At 38.7% G+C, this 19,220-nt stretch carries 18 protein-coding genes; 10 read left to right on the top strand and 8 right to left on the bottom strand.

The window, feature by feature from the left end; translation table 11 throughout:
* The first annotated feature begins 126 nt into the window (after nt 1-126).
* From murC to ACYQ73_RS15860, 3 genes are all read left to right on the top strand, one after another.
* Nucleotides 127-1,440: a UDP-N-acetylmuramate--L-alanine ligase gene (gene murC, locus ACYQ73_RS15870; RefSeq protein ID WP_460013383.1), complete on the top strand. Its 1,314-nt coding sequence runs from the start codon at nt 127-129 to the stop codon at nt 1,438-1,440.
* Between the two features lie 111 nt (nt 1,441-1,551).
* Complete coding sequence (locus tag ACYQ73_RS15865; protein ID WP_460013382.1) at nt 1,552-2,058, top strand: DUF948 domain-containing protein; 507 nt, start codon at nt 1,552-1,554, stop codon at nt 2,056-2,058.
* 134 nt (nt 2,059-2,192) lie between these two features.
* Nucleotides 2,193-2,693, top strand: coding sequence for a YtxH domain-containing protein (locus tag ACYQ73_RS15860; RefSeq protein ID WP_460013381.1), 501 nt, complete (start codon nt 2,193-2,195; stop codon nt 2,691-2,693).
* A gap of 51 nt (nt 2,694-2,744) precedes the next feature.
* Here the strand turns inward: ACYQ73_RS15860 and pilM are convergent, their stop codons facing one another.
* Nucleotides 2,745-4,898 (bottom strand): pilus assembly protein PilM, encoded by a 2,154-nt coding sequence (gene pilM / locus ACYQ73_RS15855; protein ID WP_460013380.1) that lies wholly within the window; start codon nt 4,896-4,898, stop codon nt 2,745-2,747.
* Nucleotides 4,899-5,318: 420 nt separating this feature from the next.
* Here pilM and ACYQ73_RS15850 point away from each other — a divergent pair, with 420 nt between their 5' ends.
* Complete coding sequence (locus tag ACYQ73_RS15850; RefSeq protein WP_132357238.1) at nt 5,319-6,404, top strand: bifunctional 3-deoxy-7-phosphoheptulonate synthase/chorismate mutase; 1,086 nt, start codon at nt 5,319-5,321, stop codon at nt 6,402-6,404.
* Nucleotides 6,405-6,911: 507 nt separating this feature from the next.
* Entirely contained in the window at nt 6,912-7,916 is a 1,005-nt protein-coding gene (ccpA, locus tag ACYQ73_RS15845; protein ID WP_132357237.1) for a catabolite control protein A, read from the top strand.
* A 148-nt stretch (nt 7,917-8,064) separates the two neighbouring features.
* On the opposite strand, the gene ACYQ73_RS15840 is transcribed toward ccpA, so the two are convergent.
* The 3 genes from ACYQ73_RS15840 to ACYQ73_RS15830 are packed head-to-tail and all read right to left on the bottom strand — an operon-like array spanning nt 8,065 to nt 10,529.
* Entirely contained in the window at nt 8,065-9,225 is a 1,161-nt protein-coding gene (locus ACYQ73_RS15840) for an acetoin utilization protein AcuC (RefSeq protein ID WP_460013379.1), read from the bottom strand.
* A complete protein-coding gene (locus ACYQ73_RS15835) occupies nt 9,222-9,872 on the bottom strand; it encodes an acetoin utilization AcuB family protein (RefSeq protein WP_460013378.1) in 651 nt (216 codons plus the stop codon). The genes ACYQ73_RS15840 and ACYQ73_RS15835 overlap by 4 nt, the downstream gene beginning before the upstream one ends.
* 24 nt (nt 9,873-9,896) lie before the next feature.
* On the bottom strand, nt 9,897-10,529 hold the full coding sequence (locus ACYQ73_RS15830; RefSeq protein ID WP_460013377.1) for a GNAT family N-acetyltransferase: 633 nt from the start codon (nt 10,527-10,529) through the stop codon (nt 9,897-9,899).
* Between the two features lie 343 nt (nt 10,530-10,872).
* On the opposite strand from ACYQ73_RS15830, the gene acsA reads away from it, so the two are divergent.
* Complete coding sequence (gene acsA, locus ACYQ73_RS15825; protein ID WP_460013376.1) at nt 10,873-12,600, top strand: acetate--CoA ligase; 1,728 nt, start codon at nt 10,873-10,875, stop codon at nt 12,598-12,600.
* 97 nt (nt 12,601-12,697) lie between these two features.
* Here the strand turns inward: acsA and ACYQ73_RS15820 are convergent, their stop codons facing one another.
* Both ACYQ73_RS15820 and ACYQ73_RS15815 read right to left on the bottom strand, forming a co-directional pair.
* Nucleotides 12,698-13,069, bottom strand: a complete 372-nt coding sequence (locus tag ACYQ73_RS15820; RefSeq protein ID WP_460013375.1) for a hypothetical protein — start codon at nt 13,067-13,069, stop codon at nt 12,698-12,700.
* 141 nt (nt 13,070-13,210) lie between these two features.
* Nucleotides 13,211-13,432, bottom strand: coding sequence for a hypothetical protein (locus ACYQ73_RS15815; RefSeq protein WP_460013374.1), 222 nt, complete (start codon nt 13,430-13,432; stop codon nt 13,211-13,213).
* Nucleotides 13,433-13,593: 161 nt separating this feature from the next.
* Between ACYQ73_RS15815 and argC the strand changes: the two genes are divergently transcribed.
* From argC to ACYQ73_RS15795, 4 genes are all read left to right on the top strand, one after another.
* Nucleotides 13,594-14,628, top strand: coding sequence for an N-acetyl-gamma-glutamyl-phosphate reductase (gene argC / locus ACYQ73_RS15810; protein ID WP_460013373.1), 1,035 nt, complete (start codon nt 13,594-13,596; stop codon nt 14,626-14,628).
* A gap of 90 nt (nt 14,629-14,718) precedes the next feature.
* The gene (gene argJ, locus ACYQ73_RS15805; RefSeq protein WP_460013372.1) at nt 14,719-15,951 is read left to right on the top strand and encodes a bifunctional glutamate N-acetyltransferase/amino-acid acetyltransferase ArgJ; all 1,233 of its coding nucleotides are present in this window, start codon (nt 14,719-14,721) and stop codon (nt 15,949-15,951) included.
* On the top strand, nt 15,914-16,684 hold the full coding sequence (argB, locus tag ACYQ73_RS15800; protein WP_460013371.1) for an acetylglutamate kinase: 771 nt from the start codon (nt 15,914-15,916) through the stop codon (nt 16,682-16,684). Before argJ ends, argB begins: the two co-directional genes overlap by 38 nt.
* A 128-nt stretch (nt 16,685-16,812) precedes the next feature.
* Nucleotides 16,813-17,943, top strand: coding sequence for an acetylornithine transaminase (locus tag ACYQ73_RS15795; RefSeq protein WP_460013370.1), 1,131 nt, complete (start codon nt 16,813-16,815; stop codon nt 17,941-17,943).
* 102 nt (nt 17,944-18,045) lie between these two features.
* On the opposite strand, the gene ACYQ73_RS15790 is transcribed toward ACYQ73_RS15795, so the two are convergent.
* Nucleotides 18,046-18,186: a hypothetical protein gene (locus ACYQ73_RS15790; protein ID WP_460013369.1), complete on the bottom strand. Its 141-nt coding sequence runs from the start codon at nt 18,184-18,186 to the stop codon at nt 18,046-18,048.
* Nucleotides 18,187-18,330: 144 nt separating this feature from the next.
* Nucleotides 18,331-19,212, bottom strand: coding sequence for an NAD-dependent epimerase/dehydratase family protein (locus ACYQ73_RS15785; protein ID WP_460013368.1), 882 nt, complete (start codon nt 19,210-19,212; stop codon nt 18,331-18,333).
* Nucleotides 19,213-19,220: the final 8 nt, after the last annotated feature.

Genomic DNA, 19,220 nt, shown 5'->3' with positions numbered 1-19,220 from the left:
CGAGATGTGATGATTAGTTCGTATTTTTTAGTACTTACAGAGGTATTAATACCTAATAATTGGTGGAAAATACGATACACCTAATAGATGATAGAAGGGATATTGAATTCCCGGGGGGTTTAATTAATGACAGTTTTTCATTTCACAGGCATTAAAGGTTCTGGCATGAGTTCACTTGCACAAATCTTATTTGATGCTGGTGAACAAGTACAGGGCTCAGATGTTGATAAATATTTCTTCACGGAACAACCGTTACGTGATCGTAATATTCCAATTTTTACATTTAATGCAGATAATATTAAAGAAGGTATGACAGTTATTGCAGGGAACGCATTTCCTGATGACCATCCTGAATTAGAGCGTGCTCGTGAAATCGGTGTAGAAGTTATTCGCTACCATAAATTTTTAGGTGAATATATCGGTAATTATATATCGATTGCTATTACTGGTGCACATGGTAAAACATCTACGACAGGCTTAATGTCTCATGTTGTAGGTGGTTATAAACCAACTTCTTATTTAATCGGTGATGGAACAGGAGCTGGACATGAAAATGCTGACTTCTTTGTGATGGAAGCATGTGAATACCGTCGACACTTTTTAGCTTATAATCCCGATTACGCTGTAATGACTAATATTGATTTTGACCATCCGGACTATTTTGCAAACATAGAGGATGTTTATTCAGCATTTCAATCATTAGCACTACAGGTTAAAAAAGCAATTATTGCTTGCGGTGATGATGAACATCTACAACGTATTCAAGCGAAGGTGCCTGTTGTTTATTACGGTTTTGGGGCTGAAAATGATTTTGAAGCTCGTAATGTTGAAAAAACAACAAAGGGTACAAAATTTGATGTATTTGTTCGTAATGAATTTTATAGCACTTTCTTTATCCCATTATTTGGAGATCATGCAGTATTAAATACTTTAGCTGTTATTACACTTTGCCAATATGAAGGTATTTCACCAGAAATCGTTCAAGAACGTTTATACACATATAAAGGTGTGAAAAGACGTTTTACAGAAACGGATATTGGGAATAATGTTTTAATAGATGACTACGCACACCATCCAACAGAAATCCGTGCAACGATTCAATCGGCACGACAAAAATTTCCGGATCGTGAGCTAGTAGCTATTTTCCAACCACATACATTTACACGTACACAAGCTTTTTTACAGGATTTTGCAGATAGTCTAAGTCTTGCAGATACAGCATACTTATGTGATATTTTTGGCTCTGCAAGGGAAACACAAGGCGCACTTTCAATCCAAGATTTAGCGTCTTTAATTGAAGGCAGTGCAGTGATTACCACTGAAGGAATTGAAGTGTTAACAAAGCATAAGGACGCAGTATTTTTATTTATGGGCGCTGGCGATGTTCACAAATTCCAAGATGCTTTTGAAGACGTGCTAAAGAACAACGAAACAGCTTAGTCCGCAAGGAATAAGCTGTTTTTTCTCAAAAATGAGGAGGAATTCAGTTTTTTTTGTCGAATTTAAGGAAATGAATAGTAAAGAGAATTTTTACTTGTAGGAGGTCTAGTTATGGAAGTTATTTTGTATATTGCAGCAATTATCGCAGCAATCGGTTTTTTAATTTTTTGTGTGAGCGTTGGCATGACATTATTTTCGCTCAAACCAATCCTTAACAGTTTAGCTGGAACATTATCAGGTATTGAAGGACAAATGGAAGGTATTACACGTGAAACGACTTCCTTACTATCCAAAACAAATAGCTTGGCAGAGGATATTCAAGAAAAATCTGAACAATTAAATTCTGTTGTTCATGCAGTAAAAGGAATTGGCGACTCTGTGAATGGTTTAAATACATCTGTACAGCAAATTACTTCTTCAATTTCTAAAAGTGTGGAACAAAATGAAGAAAAAATTGCACAAGTTGTTCAATGGAGTAATGTCGCAATGGGCATTGCAGATAAGTGGAAAAAACGTAAAATTATCGATCAGGCCAATGAGGTGATTCAAGAAGATATTTATTCTTCTGAATCAGAGCAATCGGAAAAACCGAAAAGAAAATGGGGCCGTAAAAAATAATAATTATTCGGTAGGCATTTAATGTCAACGGAATAAAAATATAATCTTAGGCATATGTTGTAGAATGCATCCGCGAAAGCAGATGGACAATTAGTCTAAGCAAATTAGATAATAAGATGGGGAGGAATTGTTGCATGACAACTCAAAAGCCAAATTATAATGAAGTGAAGGAACAACAACTTGAAAGTTCATTGCCACAGCTTTATCAACCGCAGGAGTCGATCTATGAAGAGGAGCGAGTGAACATGAAGGATTTTGTTATTGGCGCATTAGTTGGGGGTATAGTAGGTGCAGCTGCAGGCTTATTACTAGCTCCAAAATCAGGAAAAGATTTACGTAGCGATGTAGCAGTACAAGCTGTTAATTTAAAAGATAAGAGTGCAGATTTCTCGACAACTGCTAAAGATAAAACGGTTCAATTATCTAAACAAATTCAGGAACAATCTACACAATTAGTAGAGAAAGTAAAAACATTAAAATCAGCAAAAGCACCAACTGTTTTTGACGATGGTACAGTTTCTTTTGAGGGTGAAGAACCACTAGAGGATTTCATTCCTAGTGAAGAACCTAAAGCAGAGGATGCTAGTGAAAAAAAGGAACAATCTGAAGAAAAAAGTGAAGAAGTTCGCGCATAATAGATAAAAGGGATACGTTACATCTTATCAAAGATGTAACGTATCCCTTTTTTAAGATATGGGCGCTTTTTCTAGTAAAATTTCTAATTTATCCCCGCCGAAAATCTCCATATCAAAGCTTGCCGGTTGACCATTTCGTAAAATTGTAAAATTACCTTTAAATGTAGTAGGTAGTTGCCAATTAGAGAAGCGGAACACATCCTGGTATATCCAACGACTTCTTTCTTTTTCTTTAAATGATATTATTGCTCCATTTGGAACAGTTGAAAGAGGTGATACCACTACATGATTAACGAGAACTTCGTTGGCCATCTTCTTTAGCTCTAACACCTCGTTTTGAAAGTGTATGATGATGTTATCCTCAAGTAAAACATTCATTTGGTCAGCAATCCGTTGAACAGTAGGGAATGTTTGTTGCTGAAATGTAAGGACATCACCATCTTGGACAGCATAGGACATTTTAGCTGGTTTACCATTAATCATTAAATGAGCTGAAAACTCTGGTAAATACAGTGGTTTTCCGTCCACTTGAATATAAAATGACTCAAATTGTTTTAATAACTCCCGATTATTTGTGAGCTTAAATACATCCTCGACTGTGTCAGCTATTTCAAACATCACAACATCTCGATCATTTAATGCGCTATCGAGTGATGTAGGAGAACCATTAACAGTTATTTGTGGTTCAATTACATATTTTGTATGTTGAATTGTAATTGTTTTAATGGCAGCATCATCTACAATATCTCTCACCGTAGCATTAGCTGGCTGACCGTCTTTGCCTTCAATTAACTGGATAGCATCGCCTGTTTTAATCATCGTTTTTGTGGATGCCTGATGACCATTCACTAAAATTTCTGCCGGCTGACCGTGACCACCAGGGATGAAAATATCTTGTCCATTAACATTCACTGATAATCCATGTCCCGGTTTTCCATATAATTGTTTTGCTCGAATATTAGCTGCTAAAAATGCATCTGCAACGGTCATTTCCTTTAATTCAAAAAGGCGAACTACTTGTTCATTGACAGTTAGACTCATATATTGAATAGGCATTTTTTTGGCGGCAATGGCGATACCGATTGGTGTCACCAATTCAGGAGATGCTTTAATATGATCTTCCTTCGTTAAGTTTTGAATGGCGTCAATCCCTCGAACGGCAATACGATTGGCAGGTAAATCTAGTACTTGTCCAAGTTCAGTTGTAAGATTTGGTGTTAAGCTACCTCCACCGACAAGCATTACCGCCTTAGGAGCAGTCTGATTATTAAGGCGTAAAATTTCTTCCCCAATGGCTTTTGCAAGTTGCTTAACAGCAGGTTCGATTGCTTGAAGAACCTCTTGTTTCGGATAATATTGATCAAAGCCTAAAATATCCTGAATTAAAATGTCTTCTTCTGTTTGCAGTTGGCGCTTCGCTCCTTCAGCAACAGGGAAGTCGAGTAAGTAGTGGTCACTTAAAGCCTCCGTTATTTCATCACCAGCTGTTGGTACCATGCCATATGCGACAACAGTGCTTTTATCGGTAATGGCAATATCAGATGTACCAGCACCAATATCAACAAGCGCCACATTTAAACGACGCATTGTTGGGGGGATAAGTACATTAATAGCTGCAATAGGTTCTAATGTTAGTGCATCCATTTCTAAATCCGCGCGTTTAAGAGCCGCGATAAGTGATTCTACGACAACTCGTGGCAAGAACGTAGCAATAACTTCAATTTGTGCTTCATCACCTTGCTGATCGAGTAGGCTACCAATTTCTTCGCCATCTAAACGGTAGTATAAAACTGAATAACCAACACAATAATAGTGGCTTATTTTAGCGTCTTCTTTGTGTTGAAGGAGCTGTTGCTGTGCCTGTTGAACAGCTTGCAGTTCCAGACGACTTATATCTTCTTCCGTAAAAATTGGTCGATTACGTATATTGATCGTCACGCTTGCTTGTTCTGTTTTCAATGAGCGACCAGCCGCAGCGACACTCACTTTTTTTAAAGGACCATGCTTCTCTTCAAGTTCATGTTTAATTTCATTGATTAAATCTGCCACATACATGACATTATGTATTTGACCATCAACCATGGCGCGTTCTTTATGTTCTTTTACTAAGATGTCTTCCACGTGAAAGCGGTCATTATCTTCAGCTAAAATAATGCCTACTACAGAACGTGTACCGATATCAAGTGCAAATAATTTTGAACTCAATGTACTCGCTTCCTTTCTCGTAATATATTAACTTCTATCAGCAAAATTCAGCTGGCATAGAGGACCTCAGGCTAAGAAATTCACATCCTGTGAAAACGCCTGAGTGACCAACAACGTGTTGTTGCTGTCGCTTCGCTTTCGCACAGACTAAAACCCTTTGCTGACGCTATGTTGCACTGCGCTTTCGCGCAAAAAACATGTGTTTGCCAAAGCCTCCGACGGATGTCACGAATCGGAAAGGAGTTCTTTGTACTAGCTTCCTTTCTCGTTATATGTTAATATAATTTAGCGAGTTGAAGCGCTAAATTAAAAATGCGTGACATTCTGTGCAACATTGATTATAATGTTGCTAATATCTAAAAATGTAACATACATTTCAGAGTTCTGAAAGTGTCTGTCATGAGGAGAGGAGCAAGAAACATGAGCCAAAAAGATTTAGAAAGCTTACGTAGTCAAATAGACGGTTTAAACTTAGAAATTCTTCGTCTAATTAACGAACGTGCAGCAGTAGTTGATGAAATCGGTAAGATTAAAGAAAAACAAGGTGTGAATCGCTATGATCCATTACGTGAACGCCATATGCTTGATCTTATTAAAGAGCACAATCAAGGTCCATTAAACCAAATGACGGTTGATTATATATTTAAGCAAATCTTTAAAACAGCTTTAAAACAACTTGAAGCGGATAAGAAAAAAGAATTACTTGTTTCTCGTAAGAAAAAATCAGAAGATACTGTCATTAATGTGAATGGTGAGCTAATTGGCCAAGGAAAACCATCTTTCGTATTTGGACCTTGTGCTGTAGAATCATACGAGCAAGTAGCGGCAGTAGCAGCATCTATTAAAGCAAAAGGTGAAAAGTTAATTCGTGGCGGTGCTTATAAACCACGTACTTCTCCATATGACTTCCAAGGTCTTGGATTAGAAGGACTTAAAATTTTGAAACGTGTGTCAGAGGAATACGGTTTAGGCGTTATTACGGAAATCGTTACACCAGGTCATTTAGAGGAAGCTTTAGATTACATCGATGTTATCCAAATTGGTGCACGTAATATGCAAAACTTCGAATTATTAAAAGCGGCGGGTGCAACAAATAAACCTGTACTTTTAAAAAGAGGCTTAGCAGCGACAATTGATGAGTTCATTCACGCAGCAGAATACATTATGTCTAAAGGAAATGAGAACATCATTCTTTGTGAGCGTGGTATTCGTACTTACGAAAAAGCAACTCGTAACACATTAGATATTTCTGCTGTACCAATTTTGAAACAAGAAACGCATTTACCAGTATTTGTAGACGTAACGCATTCAACAGGTCGTCGTGATTTACTATTACCATGTGCTAAGGCAGCAATTGCTATTGGAGCTGATGGCGTTATGGCAGAGGTGCATCCAGATCCATCTGTAGCACTTTCTGATTCACAACAACAAATGGATATTCCAACATTTGATGCTTTCTACGAAACACTACAAAAATTCATGAAGAGCCATGAAATCAATGCATAACTTCCTTCAGCAATTATTTTCTGTAGCGAAAGCGTAGCGCCAGGTACAGAAGTCTCTCACCTCTATAGGTGGTGAGATGAATGCAGATTTAAGTTACTTTTTAGTGGGGGTCCAAACACCTGCTGAAATAGAGGAACTCAGTCTAAGAACGCCACGTCCTGTGGTAATTTATCTGTGCGAAAGCGAAGCGGCAGCAACAACACATGACTGAGTGATCAACATCGGTGCTGCTGACGCTGCGTTAGCACTACGCTTTCGCGCAAAAAACATCTGTTGGCCCAAAGCCTCCGGCGGATGTCACGGAATTATGCCGGGGTATAATTGATATGTTGATAAACACCGCTTGCTTTAATCGGCAGGCGGTGTTTACTATATAGTGACAAAATAATGACTAGAAAAGTACTATTTGTACTTGGTTTTTCTTTTCATGTACATACTGCTTCTTGAAAAGAATATGAAAATTATCGTATGATAAGGCTATAAAAGGAAAAAAGGGAGGCACGTACGATGACTGTTACAATTTATGATGTTGCAAGAGAAGCAAATGTTTCTATGGCAACGGTCTCTCGTGTAGTCAATGGTAATCAAAACGTAAAACCAGCAACACGAAAAAAAGTATTAGAAGTAATTGAACGATTAGAGTATCGTCCAAACGCAGTAGCGCGTGGATTAGCAAGTAAGAAAACAACAACAGTTGGCGTGATTATCCCGGATATTGCAAATAATGTTTATGCGGAGCTGGCACGTGGTGTAGAGGATATTGCAACAATGTATCGTTACAATATTATTTTAGCCAACTCAGATCAACATGAAGATAAAGAGCTTCAGCTACTGGATACAATGCTAGGAAAACAGGTTGACGGTATTGTTATGATGAGTGACGAAGTAACTGAAAAAATGCAACAAACTATGGATCATTCACCTGTACCAATTGTGCTTGCAGGTTCAGTAGATGAATCGCAAACAATTGCGACTGTTAACATTGATTATTTCCAAGCAGCTTATGAGGCGATTACATTACTCATTCAAAATGGCCATAAGCGAATCGCTTTCGTAACAGGACCGCTTACGTATACTATTAATGGAAAATTCAAACTTGAAGCTTATAAAAAAGCCTTACAAGATGCAGGTTTACCTATAGATGAATCACTAATCGCTGCAGAAGAATCGAGCTATGATATGGGATTAGAGGCGTGGGAATCATTATCCTCACTTGAAAATCCTCCAACTGCTTATTTTGCAGGTAGTGATGAATTAGCAATTGGATTGATTCATGGTGCGCAGGATGCAGGCAAAGATGTGCCTGAGGATATCGAAGTGATCAGCTTTGAAAATTCCAAATTAGCACGCATGGTTCGCCCACAGCTAACAAGCGTCGCATTACCACTGTACGATATCGGAGCTGTCGCAATGCGCTTGCTGACTAAATTGATGAACAAAGAGCCTGTTGAGGACGAAGCGGTTATTTTACCTCATCGTATTGAACATCGACAGTCTGTCAAAAGTAAATAACAGTAATTAACACGTAAATCTGAAAATGGATTTGCGTGTTTTTTTATAGACGGATTGATAGCCGAAAGTGATGGCTAGAATGCCAAGAGTCACTGAAAGAGGACTAAGGTAAAAATAAAAAGCCTCACGATTGTCGTGAGGCATAGTGTTAAGCGTGTTTTTCGTTGCGAATAATATGAAGCGCTTTGGTTAGCATTTGCGCGTTTTTTTCTTCAATTTCAGCCTTTCGAGGGATTGGCTCATACAATGGATTTGGATCCTCCCAAGTTGGAATAAAAGGCACTGGTGCTTCAGGTTGCCAACGATCTAACCAAGCTTGAGGTAGGGGTCCTGTTGGTAATTGTTGATCTGTCATTTCAAGCCATAGCATCGACCATGCGCGAGGCACAACACGCCAAATATCATAGCCTCCACCGCCAACGGCAATCCATTTCCCTCCACAATATTCATGTGCTAATTTATGCGCAAGTTTTGGAATTTCTCTATAAATGTTCATTGTTCCATATAAATGTGTTAATGGATCAAAATAATGTGCATCTGCGCCGTTTTGCGTTAACACAACATCCGGCTTGAAAAATTCAAAGACTTCTCGCATAGCCTTTTCATATATTTCTAGGAAACTCTCATCTTCTGTAAAAGCATCAATTGGAAAATTAAAAGAAGTGCCATAGCCCTGCCCATTTCCGCGTTCCGTAATATTACCAGTTCCTGGGAAAAGATAGCGCCCTGTTTCATGAATAGACAATGTACAAACATCTGGATCTTCATAAAAACTCCATTGCACCCCATCTCCATGATGGGCATCGGTATCTACATAAAGAACACGAGCATTGTATTTTTCCTGCAAATAGCGAATAGCTACTGCACTATCGTTATAAATACAAAAACCTGATGCACGGCCACGGAAGCCGTGGTGTAGCCCTCCCCCTAGATTGAGGGCGTGCTCGGCTTTTCCTTCCATTACATAATCGACAGCTGTTAATGTTCCACCGACAAGCTGTGCACTTGCTTCATGCATATTTTCAAAAATGGGTGTATCTTCGGTGCCTATGCCGTAGCTTTCACATTGTGCCTCTGAAAGCTCACCATGTCCTGCTCTTTTAACGATTTCAATATATTTTGGATCATGTGCAAGTAAAAGTTCTTCCTCTGTTGCGACACGAGCTGGAACGATATCCAAATCACCAAGAGCATCAATATTCTTTAACAAATCCATTGTAAGCGTCAAGCGTTTATGATTGAAAGGATGGGTATCTGAAAATTTATATCCGAGTTGCTCTGGTGAGTACACAAATACTGCTTTTTTCATTGTAATGAAACACCTGGTAAATTAGGCCATAATACATCAAAGCCCTCTTTACGAAGTTCTTCAATCATAGCTAGTGGATTGAGAGTTTTTACTCGGATACTTAAAATTTTATTTTGTGTATTTTCAGAGTCAGGATAAACTAAGACGCTTTGGACATTTGCATGATGTTTACGAAAAATTTTAGTAATCTCAAATAATATTCCTGGAGTATCGGATACACGAATTTCAATTTTTGAGCCAGGTTCAGTGGCACCAGTTAACTCTATGTATGTATAGAGTAAATCTGTGGTAGTGACAATCCCAACTAATTTTCCTCCGGAGACAATTGGTAAACAGCCTATTTTAGATTCATAAAAAGTAAGAGCTACTTCTTCTACGAAATCAAGTGGATGACCGACAATCGGATTTTTAATCATAATCTCTTCCACTTTTGCGTTAAAAACTGGAGAATTAGGCTCTTCCCGTAACGAGGAAGGCAATGCCTCTTTAATATCTCTTTCAGTGATTACCCCAAGAACATGATGTTCCTCATCTACAACTGGTAAATGACGTACTTTTTTCTCACGCATGAACTTCAGCGCTTCAACCACTGTATTTGTCGGAGCCAGCGTGTAGGGCTCATCATTCATAATTTCTTCTACGATCATATACTCATCCCCTTTGTGTTGGTTTTAATACATGAAGCGATTTTTAAAGCGAAGTCTATCGAATCTTTCCATTGTCTCAGGTGGCACGCGTTTGCCTTCACGTGCCATCAGGCAGTTAGCAGGATGTGATGTAATTTCAGGGTCATCTGTAGCAAAATATTCGAAGTTGGCAGAGCCCATCATTTTCTCCATCATTTTGCGATAATCCCAAACATTTAAACCAGTCCCTTTTAAGTCCCAATGCCAATAATATTCGGTAGTGATAACAAGATAGTCTTCCATTTCATCTCCCATAAAAGATACGGCTAGTAGTGCTTTACCAGCACCTGTACCACGATAGTCTGGAATGACTTCAATAGCACCTAGCTCAATCATGTTATCAATTCGATCCTCCGCCCAGCGTTCGAGTGGATCGGGATATAGATAAGTGACGTAGCCTACAATAATGTTTTCATTTCGAATAATAATAATTCGTCCTTCAGGAAGTCCTGCAATTTCTATAATGGCTTGCTGCTGTTGCTTTGGAGGTCTAAAAGCAACCAAGCCTTCGTGGAATGAATATGTAGCTAATTTTTCTGGAGGAACAGGTCCTTCCACATACACAGTACCATGCTTTGTTTCCTTTATGACAGAAAAAAAAGTTTTTTTATGTTCCATAATTACACCACCTGAGTTTAATAGTTCCATTATAGCTGATTTCCTGCGGAAAAACGCTATCTTTTGCAAAATATACCTGTGTTTTTAGAAAAATGAAAATACTAAGACATTCTTAATGAATTCGTGTAAAATATATGTATATCGCATCTGTTATTTAACAGAAGAATGTAGTGTGAATAAGCATTCACTAATTTCACACTACAAAATCTGTTGTATAACAAGTGCTGCATAACGTAGTTGTCTTTGGAGAAAGTGGCGGATTTTGAAGGGGGAAATAATGAAATTACAATTTGAAATTTGCCTACTAATGTACTAAGGCGATAGCAAAGAGAGGGGTAGTTTCATGGGGATGAAAATGTTGGAGAAGTTGAATGCTTTACCGGGGCAATATAATTTGCTTGATTATGAGAAAGCTGCGGCAACACATGATTGGGCAGAGACAGAAAAGGAATTCAGTTGGTATGAAACAGGGCTTGTGAATATGGCGTATGAGGCAATTGATCGTCATACAGAAACGCATCGAAAAAACAAAGTTGCACTTTATTTTAATGATGGAAAGCGTAAAGAGGCTTATTCTTTCAATGAAATGAAAAAGCTGACGAATAAAGCCGCAAATGTTTTTAAGGCAGCAACAAATTTAGAAAAAGGTGATCGATTATTTATTTTTATGCCACGTTCACCGGAGCTTTATTTTTCTTTATTAGGCGCATTGAAAATGGGTGTGATTGTAGGTCCACTATTCGAGGCATTTATGGAAGGTGCTGTTTATGACAGACTAGCAGATAGCGAAGCTAAAGTATTAGTGACAACACCAGAGTTACTTGAACGTGTACCTTTAGCAAAGCTACCACATTTGCAGCACGTCTTTTTAGTAGGATCTGATATAGAGGAAACAACACAAATTTTAGATTTTAATAGACGCTTAAAAGAAGCATCTTCTCAATTTGATATTGAATGGGTGGACAGAGAGGATGGTATGATTCTTCATTATACTTCTGGATCAACTGGAGCACCAAAGGGCGTATTGCATGTTCATAATGCTATGCTTCAACAATATCAATCAACGCAATGGGTATTAGATTTGCGTGAAGACGATATATACTGGTGTACGGCTGATCCAGGATGGGTGACAGGTACAGCATATGGCATTTTTGGTCCATGGTTAAATGGTGTCACAATGCTAATTGTTGGTGGGAGATTTTCACCACAAGCTTGGTACCAAGCTATTGAGGATTATAGTGTAACAGTTTGGTATAGTGCACCAACTGCTTTCAGAATGTTAATGGGTGCTGGTAGTGGTATGCTTGAGAACTATGATCTAACATCGGTACGCCACATTTTATCTGTTGGTGAGCCGTTAAATCCAGAGGTGATTCGTTGGGGGACTGATGAGCTAGGTCACCGTATTCATGATACGTGGTGGATGACAGAAACTGGTGCGCATATGATTTGTAACTATCCTTCTATGGATATTAAGCCAGGCTCAATGGGTAAACCATTACCAGGTATTCATGCGACGATTGTTGATGATGCAGGTAATGAAGTACCACCTTTTACAATGGGGAATTTAGCAGTTCGACGTGGTTGGCCTGCAATGATGCGTCAAATTTGGGGAAATCCAGAGCGTTATGAATCCTATTTCTTAAAAGGTGAATGGTATGTGTCTGGGGATTCTGCCTATATGGATGATGATGGTTACTTCTGGTTCCAGGGGCGTGTAGATGATGTTATTATGACAGCTGGTGAGCGGGTAGGTCCTTTCGAGGTAGAAAGTAAGCTACTAGAGCATCCCGATATAGTAGAGGCCGGGGTGATTGGAAAGCCAGATCCTGTCCGAGGTGAAATTATTAAAGCCTTTATATCATTACGTGAGGGTGTTGAACCTTCAGATGCATTGATTGAGGATATTCGTAATTTTGTTAAGAAGGGCTTATCTGCACACGCAGCACCACGTGAAATCGAATTTAAGGATAAGCTACCCAAAACACGTAGTGGTAAGATTATGCGTCGTGTGTTAAAGGCGTGGGAGTTAAATTTACCAACTGGTGATTTATCTACGATGGAAGATTAATTATATGAAGCAGGAATTTATTCGATCGACGAAAAATTCCTGCTTTCTTTTTTGAAAAAAGTAAAATTTCATTCAACAGAGTTTTTGTGGTTTAGTATTAGCCCTCTACAAGCGCCGTATATAATAATTGTTTACCTTCTATTTCAACAATAATCGTGTAAGTGTCATGATCATTTGTAGCGGAAATTTCAGATTCAACTGGCAATTTAGTAGCACAAAAGTCTTTGAAAAATAGAGTGGATGTCGTCGTTTTTTTTATATCTCCGATTTTATCTTCTTTTATAAAAGCATCCTTTTTTAGAGATTCTTGATCGGCTGCTTTTATATAGATTAATTCATCAATTTGTAAAATATCTGCTTGGGCATTTTCTTTAAGAATAGTTTTTGCTGTTAGATTACCTGGTATAACAGAAGAACACCCTGTTAGTACTAATATAAACATGAAAGAATATACTAATATTTTTTGCATAATAATACATCTCCTTTCAAATAGAAAGAACGTCTTACTCTAAGTTTTTAGAGAAATTGGTTTCCTCGCTTTTATACCTTCTAGAAAAAATCGTATTGCTATTATTTAATACAATAATATTAAAAAGTTAAGTAAATATAACTATTTTATTTGCTTAGAGCTTATCATCAAAAGTTGGAGATGACATTTGTTAAATCGTATGCCATGTATATTAATTGATTGGAGTGGAGACTGGGCGACTCCTTGGAGATCAGCGATAGAGGAACGAAGGCTAAAACCATCACGTCCTGTGATAACGCCTTCGTGACCAACATCGTGTTGGCCCGAGACCCTGGAGCGAGCAACGCGAGTGAAGCGGCTCAACGGACGCCCCCAGGAAAGCGCCCAGTCGGAACGGAAATCAACCCCACGTTATGATGATGATCAATGAAGATTGCGAAAAATTTAAAAATAAATAAAAATTCAGTTGACTTAATAAATATGCAGACGTATACTAATTTTAACTTATTTCAGAGGTGAGGGCATTGAAAGTAGGAATTGTTGGTGCAACCGGATATGGTGGATTAGAGCTTATTCGATTTTTACATAATCATAAAGCGGTGGAGCGGATTGATTTATTCACATCTTCAGAAGAAGGCGTAATTTTTTCTTCTAAGTTTGGTCATCTTGTTCATATTGTCGATACACCTTTACAAAAAATTGATTATGGGGCTTTAGAGAAATTTGATGTTGTTTTTACAAGTACACCTTCAGGGGTGACAAGTGAGCTATTACCGTCATTGGTAGGGAAAGGTCCTAAATTAATAGACTTATCTGGTGACTTCCGTTTACAAGATCCAGCGAATTATGAAGCATGGTACGGTAAAAAAGCGGCGCCATTAGAATTCATTCAACAAAGTGTATATGGCTTAACTGAATGGAATGCAGAAAATATTCAACCTGCTCCTCTTATCGCAAATCCAGGATGTTATCCAACAGCCGTTTTACTGTCATTGTTACCATTGCTAAAAGAACGATTGATAGATCCAAGCTTTTTAGTGATTGATGCGAAAAGTGGGATTTCAGGGGCTGGAAATAAACCATCGCAAACAACGCATTTTAGTGAGGCAAACGAAAGCTTTTCGATCTATAAAACGAATACACATCAGCATATACCGGAAATCGAGCAGGCTATTTCAATGTTTGCAGGGGTTGATACAACCATTTCTTTTAATACTCATTTAGTGCCAATGACTAGAGGGATTTTATCTACCTCATATGCACCTGTTATGTCTGGTGTTACAGAGCAACAGTTAGTAGCTTGTTTACAGAATGCCTATGAAAAGCATCCGTTTGTACGGATTGTTACAGATGTAAATAGTCTAGGAACAAACCGTGTTAAAGGTTCGAACTATTGCGATATTTTAGTGAAAGTTGATAGCCGTACGAATCGTGCCACAATTGTTGGCGTCATCGATAATTTAGTTAAAGGGGCTGCAGGGCAAGCCATTCAAAATATGAACGTTCAATTTGATTTACCACAAACGACAGGATTAGATGTCGTTCCGTTCTTTCTATAACTTATTTCAGCGAATCTCAAATGAGCGAAAGCAGAGCGTCAGCTACTCTTATACGCCAAGGAAAATTGATTAACTAAGGAGGAAGGATATATGACATTAATAGCATCCACAAGTATTATGAAAAAATTATCAAGTAAAAATATTGTTTCACCAAAGGGCTTTAAAGCTGCGGGTTTACATTGTGGTTTAAAGCATAAGAAAAAAGATTTAGCTGTGTTAGTTAGTGAAGTACCTGCAAGTGTAGCAGGTGTCTTTACAACGAATGCTGTACAGGCAGCACCATTAAAAGTAACGAAAGACGTTGTGTACACAACGAAGAAAATGCAGGCGATGATTGTTAACTCTGGAAATGCTAATGCATGTACAGGGAAGCAAGGGGCGAAGGATGCACAAACAATGCAGGTCCTCATGGCAGAAAAGCTTGATATCGAGGCAAATTTAGTAGGTGTTTGCTCAACTGGTGTTATTGGTGAAATTATGAATATGGAGCCAGTAACAAATGGGATTAATCAGTTAGAGCCAAAGGATAATTTAGAAAGTGCTATTGATTTTGCACAAGCGATTATGACAACAGATACGGTTATGAAAAACACAAGCTACAGCACTATTGTAGATGGCAAAGAGATTATTATCGCTGGCGTAGCTAAAGGGTCAGGTATGATTGAACCAAATATGGCAACGATGCTAGGTTTTATTACGACAGATGCAAATATTGAATCAGATGTTTTACAGGCTACATTATCTGATATAACAGATATGACTTTTAATGCAATTACAGTGGATGGGGATACATCTACAAATGACACAGTAGTTGTGATGGCAAACGGCTTAGCAGGAAATGTAGCTTTAACTCCTGACCACCCAGATTGGCAAAACTTCTATTTTACATTGAAAACAGTAGCTGAAGACTTAGCGAAAATGATTGCCAAAGATGGTGAGGGTGCAACGAAGCTGATTGAGGTTGAAGTTGAAGGAGCACTTTCGGATGAAGAAGGACGTAAAATTGCTAAAACAGTAGTTGGTTCACCACTTGTGAAAACGGCTGTATTTGGCTGTGATGCAAACTGGGGACGTATTATTGCCGCTGTAGGCTATAGTGGCGCAACAGTTGATCCAGAAAAAATTACGATCCAAATTGGCGGTGTAACAATGGTTGAAAACGGTGAGCCAGTTCCATTTTCGGAGGATGGGTTAATTCAAATTTTAAAAATGCATGAAGTGAAAATCTATGTGTCGCTTGGTATTGGGGAAGGCAAGGGGCATGCTTGGGGATGTGATCTAACTTATGACTACGTTCAAATCAATGCCTCATACCGCTCGTAAACGAATGGTCATTAAGCTTGGTGGAAGTACGTTAGAGGGCTTAAATGAGTCGTTTTTTGAGAATTTTAAAAAACTCCAAGAAAGCGGTATTGAGCTTATTATTACCCATGGTGGTGGCCCAGCTATTAACCGTGAACTGGCGGTGCGCGGAATAGAATCACGTGCATTAAATGGTATTCGTGTCACGAGCGAAGCAGCGATGGATATTGTACAGTCAACATTAATAGGAAAGGTCAATCCTGCGCTTGTTCATGAATTAACAACTGCTGGCATTGCTGCAATTGGATTAAATGGCTTCGATGGTCAGCTAATTGTAGCGGATTATCTAGATAAAGATGTATACGGTTTTGTTGGTGAAGTGAAAACCGTCAATACATCTTTACTAGAAGCAATAATTAGTGCTGGGGTTGTACCGGTTATTGCTTGCGTGGGATCAGATGAACATGGTCAGGCATTAAATATTAATGGAGATACGGTAGCAAGTGAAATAGCACTAGCTATAGATGCGGATAGCTTATTACTTGTAACGGATGTAAGTGGTATTCGAATTAATGATGAATATCAATCGAAAGCAACACCTTCTTTCATCAATCAATGGATTGAGGAGGGTCATATTTATGGTGGGATGATTCCTAAAGTCCATGGGGCTCTCGAATGCTTAAGTGCAGGCATTCCATCAGTGCAAATTGTTGGAGAATCCTTAGTAGGTACGACGATTTTATCTGGGGGATGAAGAAACCAAATCAGTAAAAGTTATTCTTCTTTATAGTTTAAGAGTGACCGTTCTACTGGCATAGAGGTAGCAATATAGTTGTTTAGAGAAGATGATTGTTATAGTCAAAATTAGTAGGGGTTGATAAAATGAGTGCTTTATTTGGAAACTATGGCAAACGCCGCGCCCAAATTGTCAAAGGGCAAGGAACTGTTGTAGAAGATTCGGCTGGGAAAAAATATTTAGATTTTACAAGTGGAATCGCTGTAGTGAGTCTTGGTCATGCACATCCTGCAATGGTGGAGGCTATTCATGATCAGAGTAAAAAGCTTTGGCATATTTCTAATTTATTTGATATTCCCGGTCAGGAGAAGGTTGCACAAAAATTAATAGCAGATACACATTTTTCTTATGCATTTTTCTGTAATAGTGGTGCAGAAGCAAATGAAGCGGCCATTAAGCTTGCTCGTAAGCATACAGGGAAAAATCATATTATTACTTTTGAAAAATCCTTTCATGGGCGAACTTTTGGAGCGATGTCTGCAACAGGTCAGGGCAATATACATAATGGCTTCGGACCACTTGTTGAAAAATTTACGATTCTTCCTTTTAATGATGTGGCAGCACTTGAAGCAACGATTGACGATTCTGTTGCAGCAATTATGCTAGAAATGATTCAAGGTGAGGGTGGTGTTAACAGTGTATCACCAGAATTCGCTGCAGCAATCGCTAAAGCCTGTGATGACAAAGGAATATTATTAATGATCGATGAAGTTCAAACAGGTATTGGACGAACAGGAACAAGATATGCCTATGAGCAAACAATTTTGGAGCCAAATATCGTGACATTGGCAAAAGGGTTAGGTGGTGGATTCCCAGTCGGTGGGATGCTTGGAACAGCCGAGCTATATGATACATTTGGTCCTGGTACACATGGGACAACATTCGGTGGGAACCCACTTGCGATGAGTGTTGCTGAAACCGTGCTTAATTATGTTTTTGAACCTGCTTTCTTACAAAATGTGCAGGAGCGATCTTCGTATTTTGTTAAGCAGTTGAAAGAGAATCTACCGACTACGTATACGGTACAGGGCCAGGGCTTACTTCTTGGCATTGGTTGTGGCGATACTGAGGTAGCCTCGTATATAGCTGCAGCAGAGGAAAACGGCTTATTATTGGTAGGAGCAGGACCAAATGTTATTCGTCTACTACCACCTTTAACCGTTTCAAAAGAAGAAATAGATGAGGCAATTGCGATTTTAAAAACGATACTGTTATAGTATCTGGACAATTCAAATAAAAATGAATCTGCTAGACTTTCTTTTGTGAGAGTCTAGCAGATTTTTAATGGCTTGTCATCGGAAGTTTGGGATTACATTTTGTTAAAACATAGGCCATATGAATAAGTTGATTGGAGGCTGGGCGACTCCTTGGGGATAAGCGATAGAGGAACGAAGGCTAAAATCATCACATCCTGTGATAACGCCTTCGTGACCAACATCGTGTTGGCCCAAGCGTCTCATCGGACGTCCCCAGGAAGCTTTGCTCTGTGCGAAAGCGTAGCGACAGCAACAACAAAGCGCCCAGCCGGAGCGGAAATCAACTTATATACATAACTTAAGTTTTAAAAAATGTCATCCTCAACTTTTGGGTATTTTAGTAATATCTTATTGTAACTCTTTTACTAATGTTTTCACTAAAGTAGGGAGCCAATTATGAAGTTGAGTAAATGTAAAGCCTGCAGCTTCTGCCTTTGTAGTTGACATATACCAATCAGCTGGAACCCCATACGGTGACTGCGACATTTCATCGCCACCTACCAGAGAAATTTTTGCAGACTTTCCGGTCGTTTCTTCAATAAGCCCCAGCAAATCTTTTAACGAAATTGCACCTGCAGCTGTTGCATTATAAGGTCCTTCAATTGGTGTAATGCCAGCAAAATATAAAAATGCAGCTGCTTCGTCATCTGTAATAAAGCTCATCTTTGCTTCAATATTTGGTAATGAAATAGGTTGGTCCTGTAAAATTCGTTCAACATGAAAATGTAAACGGCGTGTATAGTCGTTCTCCCCCATAACGATCGGGAAACGTACAGCGACGACTGGGAATGTGGCCTCTTTGAAAAGTACTGCCTCTGCTTGACGCTTACCTTCACCATATGAAAAATCTTCACGATTCCCCATCCGAACTTCATAATCATATGGATTAAAATCTTCTTCAGTTTTGACAATGCCGTCTAGTTCGTAGGTGGATAGAGTAGATGTGAAAACGAGCTTTTTCGTTTTACCTTCCAAAATTCCACATATTTTATGAGCTTCGTTAGGAGAATAGCAAATATTATCATAGACAATATCCCATGTTGTACCTGATAGTGCCTGTGACAACGAATCGGCATCATCTCGATTAACAATTAGCTGCTTCACCTTTGTGCTAAAAGGATTTCCACTTTGTCCACGTGTTAAAATAGTTACGTTATGCCCATTTTGAAGATAGAGTTCAACAAGCTTTTTACCAAAAAAACGAGTGCCTCCTAAAACTAAAATGTTCAATTATTTCC

This window comes from Lysinibacillus sp. CTST325, assembly GCF_054665055.1.
The sequence above is the reverse complement of the archived record's forward strand: the minus strand, read 5'-3'. Positions and strand labels throughout refer to the sequence as shown.